The sequence below is a fragment of the Paraconexibacter sp. genome (assembly GCF_041602235.1).
Classification (GTDB): Bacteria; Actinomycetota; Thermoleophilia; order Solirubrobacterales; family Solirubrobacteraceae; genus Paraconexibacter.
Genome location: NZ_JBFIGP010000065.1, coordinates 1 through 16,044, shown reverse-complemented (window position 1 = coordinate 16,044; position 16,044 = coordinate 1). Strand labels below are relative to the sequence as shown.

General features: G+C 70.9%; 15 protein-coding genes, 1 tRNA gene and 1 pseudogene. 5 read left to right on the top strand and 12 right to left on the bottom strand.

The annotated features are described in order from the left end of the window. Positions 1–217: 217 nt before the first annotated feature. On the top strand, positions 218–445 hold the full coding sequence (locus tag ABYE80_RS07635; RefSeq protein ID WP_372789674.1) for a hypothetical protein: 228 nt from the start codon (positions 218–220) through the stop codon (positions 443–445). A gap of 37 nt (positions 446–482) precedes the next feature. Here ABYE80_RS07635 and ABYE80_RS07630 read toward each other — a convergent pair whose 3' ends face one another. Further along, complete coding sequence (locus tag ABYE80_RS07630) at positions 483–686, bottom strand: hypothetical protein (protein ID WP_372789673.1); 204 nt, start codon at positions 684–686, stop codon at positions 483–485. Between the two features lie 67 nt (positions 687–753). Between ABYE80_RS07630 and ABYE80_RS07625 the strand changes: the two genes are divergently transcribed. The 4 genes from ABYE80_RS07625 (at position 754) to ABYE80_RS07610 (ending at position 5,616) form a co-directional block, all read left to right on the top strand. Then, a complete protein-coding gene (locus ABYE80_RS07625; RefSeq protein WP_372789672.1) occupies positions 754–2,523 on the top strand; it encodes an ABC transporter ATP-binding protein in 1,770 nt (589 codons plus the stop codon). Positions 2,524–2,558: 35 nt separating this feature from the next. Beyond that, on the top strand, positions 2,559–4,322 hold the full coding sequence (locus ABYE80_RS07620; RefSeq protein ID WP_372789671.1) for an ABC transporter ATP-binding protein: 1,764 nt from the start codon (positions 2,559–2,561) through the stop codon (positions 4,320–4,322). Between the two features lie 71 nt (positions 4,323–4,393). Next, positions 4,394–4,464: transfer RNA gene (locus ABYE80_RS07615), tRNA-Gln, on the top strand. A gap of 90 nt (positions 4,465–4,554) precedes the next feature. After that, positions 4,555–5,616: a metallophosphoesterase gene (locus tag ABYE80_RS07610; RefSeq protein WP_372789670.1), complete on the top strand. Its 1,062-nt coding sequence runs from the start codon at positions 4,555–4,557 to the stop codon at positions 5,614–5,616. An 8-nt stretch (positions 5,617–5,624) separates the two neighbouring features. On the opposite strand, the gene ABYE80_RS07605 is transcribed toward ABYE80_RS07610, so the two are convergent. The 11 genes and pseudogenes from ABYE80_RS07605 to ABYE80_RS07555 all read right to left on the bottom strand — a co-directional run. After that, entirely contained in the window at positions 5,625–6,293 is a 669-nt protein-coding gene (locus tag ABYE80_RS07605; RefSeq protein ID WP_372789669.1) for a TrkA family potassium uptake protein, read from the bottom strand. 3 nt (positions 6,294–6,296) lie between these two features. Next, positions 6,297–6,722, bottom strand: coding sequence for a TrkA family potassium uptake protein (locus tag ABYE80_RS07600; RefSeq protein WP_372789668.1), 426 nt, complete (start codon positions 6,720–6,722; stop codon positions 6,297–6,299). Between the two features lie 9 nt (positions 6,723–6,731). Then, positions 6,732–8,759 carry an APC family permease gene (locus ABYE80_RS07595; RefSeq protein ID WP_372789667.1) on the bottom strand — a complete coding sequence of 676 codons (2,028 nt, stop codon included), beginning with the start codon at positions 8,757–8,759 and terminating at the stop codon, positions 6,732–6,734. Beyond that, positions 8,756–8,947 (bottom strand): hypothetical protein, encoded by a 192-nt coding sequence (locus ABYE80_RS07590; protein WP_372789666.1) that lies wholly within the window; start codon positions 8,945–8,947, stop codon positions 8,756–8,758. The genes ABYE80_RS07595 and ABYE80_RS07590 overlap by 4 nt, the downstream gene beginning before the upstream one ends. A gap of 10 nt (positions 8,948–8,957) precedes the next feature. Beyond that, positions 8,958–10,877, bottom strand: coding sequence for an amino acid permease (locus tag ABYE80_RS07585; protein ID WP_372789665.1), 1,920 nt, complete (start codon positions 10,875–10,877; stop codon positions 8,958–8,960). A gap of 115 nt (positions 10,878–10,992) precedes the next feature. Beyond that, positions 10,993–13,053, bottom strand: a complete 2,061-nt coding sequence (locus ABYE80_RS07580) for a sodium-translocating pyrophosphatase (protein ID WP_372789675.1) — start codon at positions 13,051–13,053, stop codon at positions 10,993–10,995. Positions 13,054–13,227: 174 nt separating this feature from the next. Continuing rightward, positions 13,228–13,671 (bottom strand): hypothetical protein, encoded by a 444-nt coding sequence (locus ABYE80_RS07575; RefSeq protein WP_372789664.1) that lies wholly within the window; start codon positions 13,669–13,671, stop codon positions 13,228–13,230. Then, on the bottom strand, positions 13,668–14,846 hold the full coding sequence (locus ABYE80_RS07570; protein ID WP_372789663.1) for a YbdK family carboxylate-amine ligase: 1,179 nt from the start codon (positions 14,844–14,846) through the stop codon (positions 13,668–13,670). Before ABYE80_RS07570 ends, ABYE80_RS07575 begins: the two co-directional genes overlap by 4 nt. Beyond that, on the bottom strand, positions 14,843–15,505 hold the full coding sequence (locus ABYE80_RS07565; RefSeq protein ID WP_372789662.1) for a redox-sensing transcriptional repressor Rex: 663 nt from the start codon (positions 15,503–15,505) through the stop codon (positions 14,843–14,845). Before ABYE80_RS07565 ends, ABYE80_RS07570 begins: the two co-directional genes overlap by 4 nt. Then, positions 15,502–15,762, bottom strand: coding sequence for a glutaredoxin family protein (locus ABYE80_RS07560; protein ID WP_372789661.1), 261 nt, complete (start codon positions 15,760–15,762; stop codon positions 15,502–15,504). The genes ABYE80_RS07565 and ABYE80_RS07560 overlap by 4 nt, the downstream gene beginning before the upstream one ends. Next, positions 15,759–16,044: pseudogene (locus ABYE80_RS07555) on the bottom strand (tRNA (adenosine(37)-N6)-threonylcarbamoyltransferase complex transferase subunit TsaD); the annotation flags it as partial. The gene ABYE80_RS07560 and the pseudogene ABYE80_RS07555, both read right to left, overlap by 4 nt.

Sequence of the window (16,044 nt, the reverse complement as noted above, 5' to 3'; positions counted from 1 at the left end):
GGCACAGGCGCGACCTCGTCCGCCTGCGCATGTTGCGGCGCCAGGCGAGCGGTGGACGGAGCCGCGACGTCTGCGACACCCCTGCATCCGAACCCGGGCGAACCGCCCGCCAGCGCTGACGCGCGACGGCCTTCCGAGCCCGGATCTTGAGGCCCGCGGCGTGGCCGTAGACGGGTGTTCGATTCCCTCCGCCGCCTCGGATGCCGAAGGTGCAGGTGTGCCTCACCCCTCGGCCCCGGTCAGCTGCACCGACTGCGCGTTCGCCTGGAACTCCGCCACGATGGTGGACGGCCTGCGCCTGATCGGCTCGTGCCCGCGCTGTGGCGGAGCGCTCTCCTTCCGGGATCCGGAGCCCGATCAGGACCGCGCCGACGAGCCGGCAGCGCCGCATCGGTCGACCGACGAGCGGGCGCCGCACCTCGTGCTCGGGCTGCCCCGCCGCTGACGCGCCGGGCGCGCGCGGAACGCGACGTCCCCGTCGATCAGGGGCGTCCCGGCGCCGGGACCGGGTCGTCGCTCGCGTGGAACCCCGGGCACGCGTGCACCGGGAGCGGCGGGTACTTCGGGTAGGCGGTCTCCCCCGTGCGGCGTGCGCGTTCGCACATCGAGAACACGGATCCGCGCGTGTTCCCCACGACGCGCTGGAACGCGCACAGGTTGCACAGTCCGGCAGGGGGCGAGGGCATCTGCCGCAGCCTGACAGGAGTCGCGGACCGAAGGCCCGTTGCACGAACAACTACTATGGGGACGGGTATGCCGACGTTCCGCCGACTCCTGGGTTTTCTCGCCCCGCACCGCCGCGGGGTCATCGCGTCCGGGATCCTGGCGCTGCTCGCGATGCTGATGACGGTCTCGATCCCGTGGCTGATCGGGCGGGCGATCGATGGGCTCCAGCGCGGCGATCGCGATGATCTGGTTCACCTGGGCGTCGCCGTCGGGATCGCCGGGGTCCTGCGCTTCGCCCTGACGGTGTTCCGGCGCCTGGTGGCGGGCAAGGTCTCGCTCGGCGTCGAACTGGACCTGCGGCACCGGCTCTACACCCACCTGTTGTCGCTGGAGCTCTCCTTCTTCGACCGCCAGCAGACCGGCCAGCTGATGTCGAGGTCGACCGTCGACCTGCAGGCGGTGCGCTTCTTCCTCGGCTACGGACTCATCTTCATGGTCCAGGCCGCGCTGACGATCGTCCTGGCCGCCGCGGCGATGACCGCCACCGACCCGACCCTGGCCGCGATCTCCCTGATCCCCGTCCCGTTCGTCATCGTCGTGGCCGCCCGCTACGGGCGGCACGCTCGACCCGCGCTGCAGGAGGTGCAGCAGCGCATCGCCGAGCTCACGGCCGACGTCGAGGAGAACATCGGTGGCGTCCGCGTCGTCAAGTCCTTCGCGCGGGAGGAGCGACAGCTATCGCGCTTCACCCATGCCGTGGGCCGCGTGTTCGACCAGGCGATGGTCTCGACCCGGCTGCAGGCCTTCTACAACCCCCTGATCGGCTTCCTGCCGCAGCTCGGGCTGGCCGCGATCCTGCTGTACGGCGGACGCCAGGTCATCGACGGCAACCTCACGACCGGCGAGTTCGCCGCCTTCTACACCTACCTGCTGATGCTGCTGGGCCCCATGCGGACCCTGGGCGTGATGCTCGGCATGTCGCAGCGCGCGACCGCCGCCGGCGCGCGCCTGTTCCAGATCCTGGATCGCGAGGCCCAGATCGTCGGTCCTCCCCACCCCCGGCCACTTCCCCCCGGGGGTGGACGCGTCGAACTGCGCGATGTGTCGCTGCGCTACGAGGGGGCGGCCGATGCGGCGCTCGACCACGTCGACCTCGACATCGAGCCCGGGCGGACCGTGGCGCTGGTCGGCGGGACGGGCTCGGGCAAGACGACGCTCGTGCAACTGCTCGGGCGACTGTACGACCCGACGTCGGGCGCGGTCCTGGTCGACGGCGTCGACGTGCGCGACCTCGACCCCCAGGCGCTGCGCCGCGAGGTCGCGTTCGTCACCGACGACCCGTTCCTGTTCAGCGCCTCCGTGCGGGAGAACATCGCCTACGGGCGCCCTGAGGCGTCCGACGAGGAGGTCGAGCAAGCCGCCCGCCGCGCACAGGCCCACGAGTTCATCGACCGACTCCCCGACGGGTACGAGACCCGCGTCGGGGAGCGCGGGCTGACGCTGAGCGGCGGCCAGCGCCAGCGCATCGCGATCGCCCGGGCCTTCCTCGTCGACCCGCGCATCCTCGTGCTCGACGACGCGACCAGCGCGGTCGACGCGACCACCGAGCAGGCCATCAAGGAGGCGCTGCGGGAGGTCATGGCCGACCGGACGACCTTCGTCATCGCCCACCGCCTGTCGACCATCGCGCTGGCGGACGAGATCGTGGTCCTCGAGGCGGGGCGCGTCCTCGCCCACGGCGGCCACGACGAGCTGCTCCGGGAGAGCGAGCTGTACCGGGCCATCGTGGAGAAGGGGCTGCCCGACCAGGTGTTCCTCACGCGCAAGCCCCGCGAGACCGAGGTGGCGGGGCTGTGAGCGACGGACGGCTGCGTACCGACCTGCGTCGTCGCATGGCCCAGACCTCCGGGCGCGGGCGCAAGCTGCGGGGGCTCCTGGCGCTCCTCATGCCCTACCGGCTGCGGCTCGCGGGCATGTTCGTGGCGCTGGTGGCCGGGACGGCGGCTGCCCTGGCGCCGGCGCCGCTGGCCCAGCGCGCGATCGACGACGGCATCCTCGCCAAGGACACCGGGACGCTGACGGTGATCGTCGTGATCTTCGTCGTCAGCGCCTTCATCGTCTGGGTCGCGACCTACGTCCAGACGTACCTGACCGGCTGGGTCGGTCAGCGCGCCCTGCAGGACCTGCGGATCGCGATGTTCCGGCACCTCCAGACGCAGCCCGTCGCGTTCTACGAGCGACGTCCCGCCGGCGTGCTGATCTCCCGCATGACCAACGACGTCGAGGCGCTCAACCAGCTCGTGACCGACAGCGTGGTCACGCTGTTCACGGCCTCCCTGACGCTCATCGGGTCCGTGGTGATCCTGATCACCTTCGACCTCGAGCTCGCGCTGCTCACGTTCCTCGTCTTCCCCGTGCTGGCCGTCGGGTCGTTCGTGTTCCGGCTCGCCAGCGCCGACGCCTTCAAACGGACCCGCGAGACGATCGGCGCGATCACCGGGTACCTGCAGGAGTCCCTCTCCGGGATCCGGGTGGTGCGCTCCTTCGCCCAGGAGGACCGTCAGCGCGCGCGGTTCGACGAGCTGAACGAGCAGAACCTCCAGGCGAACATGAAGACCGTCTACCTGAACGCCTCGTACTTCCCGGCGGTCGAGTTCGTGAGCGCGCTGGCCACGGTGGGCGTGCTCCTCTACGGCGGCTTCCAGGTCCTCGACGGTGACGTCACCGTCGGTGTGCTCGTCGGCTTCATCGCCGCGCTCAACGGGTTCTTCGATCCGATCGGCCAGCTCTCGCAGGTCTACACGACCTACCAGTCCGGGATGGCGGCCCTCGACAAGATCTTCGAGCTGCTGGACACGGAGCCGACGATGACCGAGAAGCCCGACGCCGTCGACCTTCCTCGGCCCTTGCGCGGCGAGATCCGCTTCGACGCGGTCTCGTTCGAGTACGCGGGCTCCGACGGGGACACGAAGCTGGCCCTCGCCGACATCGATCTCGTCATCCCGCCGGGACAGACCGTGGCCCTCGTCGGCGCGACGGGCGCCGGCAAGTCGACGTTCGCGAAGCTGGTGGCGCGTTTCTACGACCCGACGCGCGGACGCGTCACGGTCGACGGCCTCGATCTGCGTGACGTCCGCGCCCATTCGCTGCGCTCGCAGATGGGCATCGTCCCGCAGGAGGGCTTCCTGTTCAGCGGCACGCTGCGCGACAACATCGGCTTCGGCCGCCCCGAGGCGACCCGCGCGGACGTCGAGGCCGCGGCGGCCGCCGTCGGCGCGGACTTCATCGCCCGGCTCCCGGAGGGCCTGGACACCGAGGTCGGAGAGCGCGGCGTGCAGCTCTCGGCCGGGCAGCGCCAGCTCGTCGCCTTCGCCCGCGCGCTCATCGCCGACCCGCGGATCCTGATCCTCGACGAGGCGACCGCGAACGTGGACCTCCACTCCGAGACCCGGATCGAGGACGGCCTGAAGCGCCTCCTGGCGGGGCGCACGGCGATCGTGATCGCCCACCGGCTGTCGACCATCCGGCAGGCCGGCCGCATCGTCGTGCTCGACGGCGGTCGGATCGTGGAGCAGGGCACCCACGACGAGCTGATGGACGCCGAGGGGGCCTACTGGCGGCTGTACCGGGACTGGGCCCAGCAGGCCGCCGCGTAGTCGTGACCGCACAGAAGAACGCGGCGAGATTTCCTATACTGGCACTCCTACGGGGGTCCTTCCCCGTGCTGTGCCGGATGGTGTAACGGCAACACGCCTCGCTCTGGACGAGGTATTCTAGGTTCGAATCCTAGTCCGGCAGCTGCTCCTCGACGCGCCCCCGACGGGGCGCGTTCGTCGTTCTGCGAGGCTGTACGCGGACCGCGACCCCGACGTCGCCCGTACCCACCTCGTGCGCACGCTCGTCATCTCCGATCTCCACCTCGGCTCGCGGCTCGAACGCGACGTGCTGCGACGCCCGGCCGCGCTGGAAGCGCTGCTGCACCACATCGAGCGCACCGACCGCCTCGTGCTGCTCGGCGACATCGTCGAGATGCTGGAAGGACGGCCGCGTGCGGCGTTCGAGGACGCGCGCGGCGTCCTGCAGGCGATCGGGCAGGCGGTCGGCCCCGATCGCGAGATCATCGTCGTGCCCGGCAACCACGACCACCGCCTCGTGCGCCGCTGGGTCCGCGCCCAGGCGGGGCGCGGTCGCCCGGTCAAGCTCGCCTCGCGCGTGCCGGTGTCCTCCTCCCCCGTGCTCTCGTCGCTCGTCCGGGCGCTGCGCCCGGCACCGGTGCACGTGCACTATCCGGGGTTCTGGCTCGCCGACGGCGTCTACGCCCACCATGGGCACTACGTCGACCGGGAACTGCTCCTCGCCCGCAGCGCCCCCTCCTCGCCGAGCATCGGGCGCCCCGGCCCGAAGCCGCCCTATCCGAGCCGCGGGGACCAGCGCATCGAGGACTACGAGCGCGGCCTCGGCGCGTCGTTCGCCGCGATCCAGGTGGCGCTCGGCTCGACCCTGCCCCGCGGGGTGTCCGCCGCGATCGACCGGGCGGCCTCGGTGGCCCGCACCGCCGGCATGATCGCCGCGCCGGCCCTCGACGCCGCGCTCCCCTCGCCGGTGCTCGCGCCGTTCAGCGCCGGGCTGCTCGGCCAGCAGTTCCGCCGCTCGGGACTCCCCGCGATGGCGACGGTGGCGGGACGACTGGGAGTCGATGCCAAGACCGTGGTGTTCGGGCACCTCCACCGGGCGGGCCCGCTCAGCGACGACCCGCGCGGTGAATGGACACCGCTGCGCGGGGGTCCGCGGCTGCTGAACACCGGCTGCTGGGTCTACGAGCCGCTGCTGCTGGCGGGCGCCGGACCGGGCCACCCGTACTGGCCGGGAGGCGCGGTACGGGTCGACGCGCGAGGCCGGGCGCGCACGGTGAACCTGCTGGACGCCGTGGATCCCGCGGACCTGCGCTGAGCGACGGGTCAGACGCCCGGGGCCGCGGCGAACACCGCGGTGATCCGGTCCTCGAGTCCCGGATCCAGGACCAGCAGCACCTCGTCCCCGGCCTCGATCACCGTATCGGCCTTCGGGACGAACCCGGCCCCCTCGCGCAGCACGCTGATGATCAGCGCGCCCTCCGGGATGCTGATGTCCTTCACCGCCAGGCCGGCCGCGGCGGCGTCGATGCCGACCTCGATCTCGATGATCTCGAGCTTCTCGTCGCGGAGGTCCAGCAGGTGCACCAGGCCGTAGCTCGGGACCTCGTGCTCGATCAGCCGGAGGATCAGATCCGTGGCGCTGACGATCGGACTGACGCCGAGCAGGTCGAACCACTGCCGGTTGCGCGGGTTGTTCACGCGCGCGATCACGCGGTCGCAGAGGTACTTCTCCTTCGCGACCTGACAGATCAGCATGTTGTCCTCGTCGTCGCCCGTGACGGCGATGACGAGCTCCGCCCGCTGGATACCCGCGCGCTCGAGGACCCAGAGCTCCGTCGCGTCGCCGTACTGGACGGCGTGCTCGAGCTCCTGCTCGATGGTGAGGTACCGGTCGCGGCGGTTCTCGAGGAGCGTGACCTCGTGGCCCTTGCCGATCAGCTCACGGGCGAGGTTCCAACCGACCTTGCCGGCGCCGGCGATGATGACGTACACCGGTCAGACCATCCCTTCGAGGGCGGTCTCGAACATCTCGATCGCGACCTTCGTCGGGGAGATCGTCCGCAGACCCTGCTCCTGATACCAGTCGGCGCGCGCCGGGTCCATGACCCTCGCGATGACGTGCTCGACCTCGAAGCGCTTCTGGGCGATCTGCGTGATGAGGATGTTGGTGTTGTCGCCGTTGGTCGAGGCGATGAACAGGTCGGCGTCCTCGATGCCCGCCTCGACCAGCGCCTCGATCTCGATGCCCGTGCCGACGGTGAAGCGGCCCCCGGCCTCCTCCCACGTCGTGTCGAGGCCCGCGTCGAGTCGCTCGTGGCTGAGCGGATCCTCGTCGAGGACGGAGACTTGGTGGCCGGACGCGAGCGCCGAGCGCGCCACCGCAGAGCCGACGCGTCCGGCTCCGACGATCAGGACGAACATGCGGCCACCCTACCGCTCGGGCTCGGCGTCGGGGTCGACCGCGGCCGCGAACTCGCCGGTGCCGTCGCCGGCCGGCGGCGCGGTGAGGATCACCTGGCAGTCCGCCTTCCCCAGCACGTACTTCGTGACCTCTCCCACGAAGTTGTCGCGCGGGCCGCCGTGACCGCCGAGCAGCGCCCCGCCACGGATGCGGGTGGGCTCCTCCGCGGCGAGCACGATCGCCTCCACCCCGCGCCGACGGGCCTCCTCGACGATCGCCGGCCCCGCGCGCCGGGCCCGCACCTTCGCGGTCGCCACCTCGACGCCCTCGTACTCCTCGCCGACCGCCTTGGCCCGTTGCAGCGCCGCGCGGGCCCGCGCCAGCTGCGATTCGGGCAGCCGGGCGTCGATCGGCAGCGCCATGGGGATCTGGAAGATCCAGATCGCCTCGATCATGGCCCCCTCGCCGTCGTCGTAGTCGTCGTGCCAGTTGCCCGCGAGGCGCCCGGCGGTCTGCATGATGTCGTCGTCCAGCGCCGTGCCGAAGACCGGCACGAGGATCGAGCCGTAGGCGACCTCGGGTGGCGTCTCACGGCGCAGCGCGGACTCGGGCACCACCACGCGCTTGAAGATCGGCTTCTCCTCGGAGCGCCGGTAGCCGACGTACAGCAGCACGCCCGCCGTCATCCACCCGAGGCCCACCCAGCGGGCGCCGTCGTGGTAGAGCAGCACGCTCACCCAGGCCGCTGCCGACAGCAGCGCGCCGACGACGGCCGGCACCGGGACGTCCACCCCGCGGAAGGTCACGTTGAACGGCACCCGGTAGGGCCGCCGCTTGTCCGGCTCGCGGAACCGCAGGACGACGATCGACACGTGGGCGATCGTCAGGCCCAGCAGCGCGCCGAACGCGTAGATCCCGACGAGGACGTCGAGATCCTCGGGGAGGACGAGCGCCGCGGCGATCAGCGCGCCGAGGACGATGCTGACGTACGGGGTCGAGCGGGTCGGATGCAGGCGTCCCAGCCGCGACGGGATCTGCCGGTTGCGCGACAGGTTGTAGGCCAGGCGCGAGAGCCCGAGCATCGCGCCGTTGGCGGCGGCGACCAGGGTCAGCACCGCAGCGCCCGCGATGACGTACCGCATCGTGTCCGCCAGCCAGGCCTGCTCGAACGCCGCGGCGATGCCCAGCATCGGGGCGTCGATGAAGTCGCGTGCGAGCGTCGTCTCCCCGCCGACGACCGGCAACGCGGTCATGGCCACGACGGCGATCCCGACGTACAGGAACATGATCGCCGCGGTGGCGCTGGTGACGAGACGGCGCAGCCCTCGCGCACCGACGCCGACCTCCCCCGCCAGCCCGCTGGCGGATTCCAGACCCGTGAACACGACGGTCGCGAGCCCCAGCGCGAAGATGGTGTCCTCCCACGAGGGAGTGGTCCCGAGCTCGATCGGGTCCAGCAGGACGTCGGCGTCGAAGAACATCGCCAGGCCCACGACGATGATCACGGCCTGCAGCACGAGGTCGGCGACGACCAGCACCGAGAGCCGCGCGGCCCGCCGCGAGCTGAACCCGCGGATGTTGCGCACGGCGACGTAGCCGATGATGCCGATGGCGAGCGTGAGCTCCGGCGTTCCCGATCCGAGGGGCCCGTAGAACGCGGAGGCGTAGTTGGTCGCGGTGAACGCCGTGACCGCGATCAGGATCACGTAGTCGAGCAGGATCGCCCAGCCCGCGATGAAGCTCACGAGCTCGTTGAACGCGTACCGCGCGAACACCGTCGACCCGGCACGGTCCTGGTGCAGCGACGCCCCTTCGACGTACGTCATCGCCGCCAGGGCGAACAGCACCCCGGCCGCGAGGAAGATCAGGGGCGTGAGCCCGAGTGCCCGGTCGGCGATGACGCCCAGCGAGAAGTAGATCGCGCTGGCCAGCGAGGTGTAGAGCACGACGAACAGCGCGGGCGAGCCGAGCCCCCGTGCCATCGCGCGGTCGGTGGCCGCCTCCGGGACCTGGACCTGCTGCGCCGCCGGGTCCCCCGGACCGGTCGTCCCGCTCATCGGGACCTCCGCGCGACCCAGATCCGACCCGAGCCGACCGTCAGGAACATGACGCCGAGGATGACGCCGAGCGCCAGCGGGCCGCCGCCGCGCGCGATCGTGGACACGAGCATCGCGACGCCGATGACCACCATCAGCACGCTCATGATGCTCGTCGCGGCGTTGTGCAGCTCCTGCGGATCGGCCATGGTCCCGAGCCTACGCGCGCTTGCGGCGGGGCGGGACCGGGATGGCGACCGGCGACTGCCCCTGGTCGGTGTGGATGATGACGCGGCACGGGCGCTCGCCGAGGACCGTCTCGATGGTCTTCCCGAAGACCGTGCCGGAGTGGCCCCGAGGCGGTAGCGGCATGACGATCGCGCGGGCGCGCATCGTGCGCGCCTCCTCGACGATCCGCCGCCCGGCCTGACCGGCCCGGACCTTCTCGACGTGCCCGCTGACGCGGCGGCCACCCTGCAGCTTGGCCTGCTCGATGATCGCCTGCGCGGCGAGCTCCTGGTCGGGCTGCTCGGCGTCGATCGGCGAGCTGGCGGGCACCGTGATCGTCACCAGGACGTGGATGCCCCGGCGGCGGCGCGCCGCGACCTTCTTCGCCATCGCCACCGCCCCCGGCGAGTAGGACCTCGCGTCGAGTGCGACGAGCACGCTCTCGTACTCCGCCTCGTGGTCGACCACCGGCCTGGGGATCGCGACCTTGAACGTCGTGGTCAGGTCGAGACCCTGGCGGCGGCGGAAGACGACGTAGACGCCGACGCCCAGGGCCAGCCAGGCCAGGCCGGCCACGGCGACGACGAGATGCAGGGCCGCCACGACCACGAACGCCAGTCCCGTGCCGAGGCCGCCGACGAGCGCGAACAGCGGGTACTCGCGGCCACGGATGGTGAGGTTCCCCGGGCCGCGGTAGGGCCGCTCGACGTCGGGTTGGGACATCCGCAGCTTGACCACGGAGATGTGCGCGATGGTGAAGCTCAGCATCGCGCCGAACGCGTACATGTTGCCCAGGAACTTCGCCTCGCCCGGGATCAGCATGATGCAGGCGATGGCGCCGAACAGCAGGATCCCGAGCCACGGCGTCCCGTAGCGCGGATGCAGCTCGCGCATGCGGTCGGGCATCTGCCGGTGCAGCCCCATGGAGTAGACGAGCCGGCTCACGCCGATGATCCCGGCGTTGGCGGCGATGAACAGGATCGTCGCGGCGAGCAGGCCCACGTAGAGCTCGCCCGCCGCCTGGAAGATCCCGAGGTCGATCTGCTTGACGACGCCGAGGATGGGGTCGCCCGAGAACCCGCCCTCGTCCTCCGGCAGGCCGAGCTTCGTGACGTACTCCCCGGTCGTCTCGTCCTGGTAGACCGGCAGCGCGCTGAGGGCCACCACGGGAAGCGCCGCGTAGATCGCGAACACCGCGACGACGACCCGCTTGATCGCCGCCGGGATGGTGGTCGACTGGTCCTTGGCCTCCTCGGCCATGTTGGAGATCGTCTCGATCCCGGTGTAGGCGATCATGCCGATCGGGATCGCGATCAGGAAGTCCTTCCACTCCGGGGCGACGCCGAGCGAGACGTTGTCGACGAGCGTCTGCGGGCTGAGGACCAGCAGCGCGCCCACGAGGACCAGCAGGAGCTGCGTCGCGAAGTCGACGGCCGCCAGCCCGATGTTGACGCCCGCGGACTCCTCGACGCCGCGGACGTTGACGGCGCACAGCACGGCGATGACGCAGACGCCGAACACGATGTCCCCGGGCGAGGACCGAAGGGGCTCCCAGAACAGGCTGCCGAGGTAGTGCGGCACGAAGAACGCCGAGATGGCGATCGTGATCACGTAGTTGAGCATCTGCGCCCATGCGGCGAAGAACGACGTGAACTCGTTGAACGCGCGGCGGGCGAAGCTCGAGGAGCCGCCGGCCTCCGGGTACATCGCCGTCGCCTCGGCGTAGGTGGCCGCGGTGAGGAAGAAGATGAAGCCGGTGATGATGAACACCACCGGGGTGAGGCCGAGCGCGAAGCTCGCCACGAGCCCCAGCGCGTAGTAGATCGACGAGCCGACGTTGCCGTAGGCGGTCGAGAAGAGAGCGTTGGTTCCGAGGACGCGCTGGAGACCGTGGAGGCGTCGTTCTGCCATCGGCGGGCCGGGAGTCTACGCCTCTGGCCCGCGCGCGCTGCACGGCATCGTCCGGGTGCGCAAGACCCGCTCCCGGCGGGGCGGTCGCCGGACCGCCCCGCCGGTTCCTACCCGATCAGGTGATGACGGGGATGATCAGGATCGCGACGATGTTCGCCACCTTGATCATCGGGTTGATCGCCGGGCCCGCCGTGTCCTTGAACGGGTCGCCGACGGTGTCACCGGTGACCGACGCGGCGTGCGCGTCGGAGCCCTTGCCCCCGTAGGCGCCGTCCTCGATGTACTTCTTGGCGTTGTCCCACGCTCCGCCGCCCGCGGTCATGAGCACCGCGAAGAAGAAGCCGACGACGATGACCCCGATGAGGAGCCCGCCGAGCGCCTTGACGTCGATCAGCCCGACGATGAACGTCATGCCGATCGGCAGCAGCGAGGGCAGGATCATCTCCCGCTGCGCCGCCTTGGTGACGAGATCCACGCAGGTGGCGTAGTCGGGCTGCTCCGTCCCCTCCATGATCCCGGGCTTCTCCCGGAACTGGCGGCGGACCTCCTCCACGACCGCGCCTCCCGCTCGCCCGACCGCCTCCATCGACAGCGCCGCGAACAGGCACACCATCAGGCCGCCGAGCAGCAGTCCGATGAGGACCGCCGGATCGTCGATCGCGAACAACGTCACCGAGCCGGCCTCCTCGAGCTCGGCCTTGAACCCGGCGAACAGCACCACGGCCGCCAGGACCGCCGACCCGATCGCGTAGCCCTTGGTGACGGCCTTGGTCGTGTTGCCGACCGCGTCCAGCGGATCGGTGACGTTGCGCACCTCCTCCGGGAGCTCCGCCATCTCGGCGATCCCGCCGGCGTTGTCGGTGATCGGACCGAACGCGTCGAGCGCGACGATGAGGCCCGTCAGCGACAGCTGACCCATCACGGCGACCCCGATGCCGTAGATGCCCTCGGTACCGCCGCCCGCGAGCTTCCAGGAGCCGAGGATGCCGAGGACCAGCACGAGCGCCGGGGCGGCGGTCGCCTGGAGGCCCTGGGCGAGTCCTTGGATGATGTTCGTCGCGTGGCCGGTCTGCGACGCCGCGGCCGTCTTCCGCACCGGGGAGAAGCGGGTCGACGTGTAGTAGTCGGTGATGACGAACAGCAGCGCCGTGACGCCGAGGCCGATCAGGGCGCACAGGTACAGGTCCATCACCGACGGGGCGTCGATCCCGGCCTCGGCGCTCTTGAGGCCCACGCCGTCCATCAGCGCGTCCGTGATCGGGTAGAACGCCGCGGCCGCGATCAGGCCGGAGACGATGAGGCCGCGGTACAGCGCCCCCTCGACGTTGTCGCTCGACGTCTTGACGAAGAACGTGCCGATGATCGAGGCGATGATCGCGGCGCCACCGAGCACGAGCGGGTACAGCGCGGCCTGCGTCTGCTCGGTGAAGGTCAGGACGCCGAGCAGCATCACGGCCACCGCGGTGACCGCGTAGGTCTCGAAGAGGTCCGCCGCCATGCCGGCGCAGTCCCCGACGTTGTCCCCGACGTTGTCGGCGATGACCGCCGGGTTGCGCGGGTCGTCCTCCGGGATCCCGGCCTCGACCTTGCCGACGAGATCGGCACCGACGTCGGCCGCCTTCGTGAAGATGCCGCCGCCGAGTCGCGCGAACACCGAGATCAGCGAACCGCCGAAACCGAGGCCGATGAGCGCGTCGACGGCCTCCTTCTGGTCACGATCGAACATCGCGGTGAGCACGCCGTAGTAACCCGCGACGCCCATCAGGGCGAGGCCCACCACGAGCAGTCCCGTGATCGCGCCGCCGCGGAACGCGACGTCGAGGGCCGGTGAGACGCCGCCGCGCGCCGCTTCGGCAACGCGACTGTTCGCCCGCACCGACACGTTCATGCCGATGTAGCCGGTGGCTCCCGACAGGAGACCGCCGATGGCGAAGCCGACGGCGACGTAGATGTCCTGGATCGGGATGAGCGCGACGAACAGGACGACGCCGACGATCGCGATCGTCGTGTACTGCCGGTTGAGGTAGGCCCGCGCGCCCTCCTGGACCGCTCCGGAGATGCGTTGCATCTCGGCGTTCCCGGGGGACAGTGCGAGCAGCGAGCGCGTGGTCAGCAAGCCGTAGACCACGGCGAGGGCGGCGCAGACGAGCGCGACGACAACGCCATGATCGGTCAGGAAATCACTCAAGGGTTCCTCCGCTGCGTTCGGTTGTCTCGCGGCGCCGGAGGGGACCCGTGCCCCGCGAACGACACAGATCCGGGCTCACCATGAACCCGGATCTGCTAGGTCGAACCGACCATACCTTCCGCTGCGGGTGAACGGTGAAGGATGTTGTGAGGGCGCTCCGGCCTACTGGCCGGGAACCCAGAGACGCCCGCTGGACTGCGCCGGTCCGGCTTTCGGAGCACCGGGGTCCTCACCCGGTGCCGCCTCGCCTGTCGCAGGTGCCTCGGGCTCGCCGGTCTGCCCGGTGAGCTGCACGTAGGCCATCTGGAGCTGCGACAGCGCGTCCCGGAGCTGGGCGCCGTCCGGGCCGAGCTGGTCCTCGATCAGCGCGAGAAGGGCACGTGCGCCATCGATGGCCATCCGCAGCTGCTGCGGGTCCCGCTCGTCCTCGGTGCCCGGTGCGAGCCCGGCCTTGCGGCCCGCCAGGTTGATCAGCGAGACGGTGGTCTGGACGATCACGTCCTCCACCTGGAGCTGCTTGAGCTGCGCCTCGTAGGCGGCGCGGAGCTCCTCCTCGGAGATGGGCTGGCCGTCGGGTCCTGTGGGCGTTGGTGGTTGCGTGCTCATCGCGACGATGCCTCCTGGGGCTCTTCGGGAACGACCGGCGTCTCACCGGCATAGCTGTCGTGCGTCTCCTGCACAGAGGCCGCGAAGGCCTCCTTCATCGTGGAACCCGCTGCGAGCAACGCCCGCTGGCGCTGCGCACCGTTGCGCTCCGGGAGCCGCAGGTCGGTCAGACCCAGCTCGGCACGGACGGGCGCCGTCCACTCCCACAGCCGGTCCCGGGCCCGGCCGGCAGGCTCCTCCTCGAGTCTCTCAAAGTCGAGCAGCCGGCCATCCATGCCGAACCGGATCGCGCGCCACATGTTCTCCTCGATGAGGCGTCGCGGAAGATCGGCGGCGGGCCGCCCCTCGTCCTCGTCACGGGCCGCCTGCACCACGCACGCCACGATCAGCTCGCTGAGCGCCTCGCTCTCGACGGCGTCGGCCTGCGCGTCGCAGATGCGCACCTCGACCGTCCCGAAGCTGAAGTGCGGCCGCACCGACCACCACACCTGCGTGTACTCGACGATCGAGTTCGTGCGCACGAGGAGGTCGATGTAGTCGGCGAAGGTGTCCCACGAGCCGTACGCGTCCGGGACGCCGCACCGGGGGAACGACTTGGTGAACGACTGGGTGCGGGCGGAGTGCAGGCCGCTGTCGCGGGCGTCGAGATACGGGGAGTTCGCGCTGATCGCCAGCAGCGTCGGCAGCACCGGCCGCAGCCGGTCGCACACGCGTACCGCGCGGTCGGCCCCCTGGACGCCGACGTGCACGTGCAGGGAGAAGGTGTTGTTGCGGCGCGCGACGTACTGCAGGCCGTCGACGACCCGGCGGTAGTGCTCGGTGTCGATGTTCGGCTGCTCGCGGTAGTCCGACCACGGATGGGTCCCCTGGGCGGCCAGGCGCACGTCCATCCGGTCGGCGAGCGCGAACAGCCGCGTCCGCGCATCGCGCTGGCGCACGAGCGCGTCCTGCAGCGTCTCCCCCCGTCCCGACCGGATCTCGATCTCCGAGGAGATCAGCTCGCCGCTGATCGAGGACGCCAGGAGCGTGTCGGCCTGCGCCGCGGCCTGCAGCTCCTCGAAGCGCGGAGCGAGGTCCAGCGTGACCGGGTCGAGGATGGCGAACTCCTCCTCGAGCCCGACCGTCCGGTCCACGGAGGTGGCGTACGCCAGCGACGCGGCGGCGAGATCGATCACGTCAGGTAGAAGTAGAGCGCGTACAGGAGGTCCACCGCCGGGCTCGAGGTGTGCACCGTCACCTCGGGCGGGACCTGCAGCAGGGTCTCGGAGTAGTTGAAGATGATCTTCACGCCGGCGGCGACGAGATCGTCCGCGAGCGCCTGCGCGGCGGCCGGCGGGACCGCCAGCACGCCGACGACCACGTCCTCCTCCTCGACGACCGCCCGGACCTCGTCGACGTGCCGGACCTTCTGGGCGCCCACCTCGGTCCCGACCTTCGCCGGATCGGCGTCGAAGATCGCGACGACCCGGAACCCGTGGTCGGCGAAGATGTCGGAGGACGCGATCGCGCGACCGAGGTGGCCGGCGCCGAACAGCGCGATGTTGTGCTGGCCGGCGGTACGCAGGATCCCGCGGATCTGCGAGACCAGCGACTCCACGTTGTAGCCGACCCCGCGCTTGCCGAACTTGCCGAAACCGCTCAGGTCTCGACGGATCTGCGTGGAGTTGACGTGGGTGTAGTCGCTGAGCTCCTGGGAGGAGATCGTCTCCTTGCCCATCTTCTTCGCCTGCGTCAGGACCTGGAGGTAGCGCGAGAGCCGCGCGGCGACGCCGAGCGTCAGCCGCTCGGGCAGCCCTTCGGCGTCGACGGTCCCGGTGGGTTCAGCGGTACTCATGCGCCGCCCATCCTACGAGAGCGCAGGCGTCGACCGAGGTCCTCCTGGTCGACGAAGAAGTCGTAGAGCTCCTCGCCGTCGAGGCTGATGACCGGAATGCGCTCGAGGTAGCGACGGTGCAGCGCGTCGTCGGACTCGATGTCGACGACGGCCAGCCGCGCGCCGTGCCCGGCGACCAGCGGTCGCAGGACCGCGAGTGCCTCCTCGCACAAGTGGCAGCCCTCGCGCACGTGCACCGTGACCTCCGCGGTGCTCACAGGCCGCGGTCCGACGTGGAGTACGCGTCGAGTCCCAGGTGCTCCGGATACGGCGTCACGGGCTGGTGCAGGGCCGCCGCGGCGATCATCGCGGCGTTGTCCGTGCACAGCGCGAGCGGCGGCACGTGGACCTCGACACCGAGAGCGGACAGGCGCGCCCGGAGCGGGCCGTTGGCCGCCACGCCCCCGCCGATCGCCAGACGGTCCAGACCGGTCTGCTCCAGGGCACGTTCCACCCGCCGGGCCAGCGCCTCGACGATCGCGTGCTGGAAGCTGGCGGCG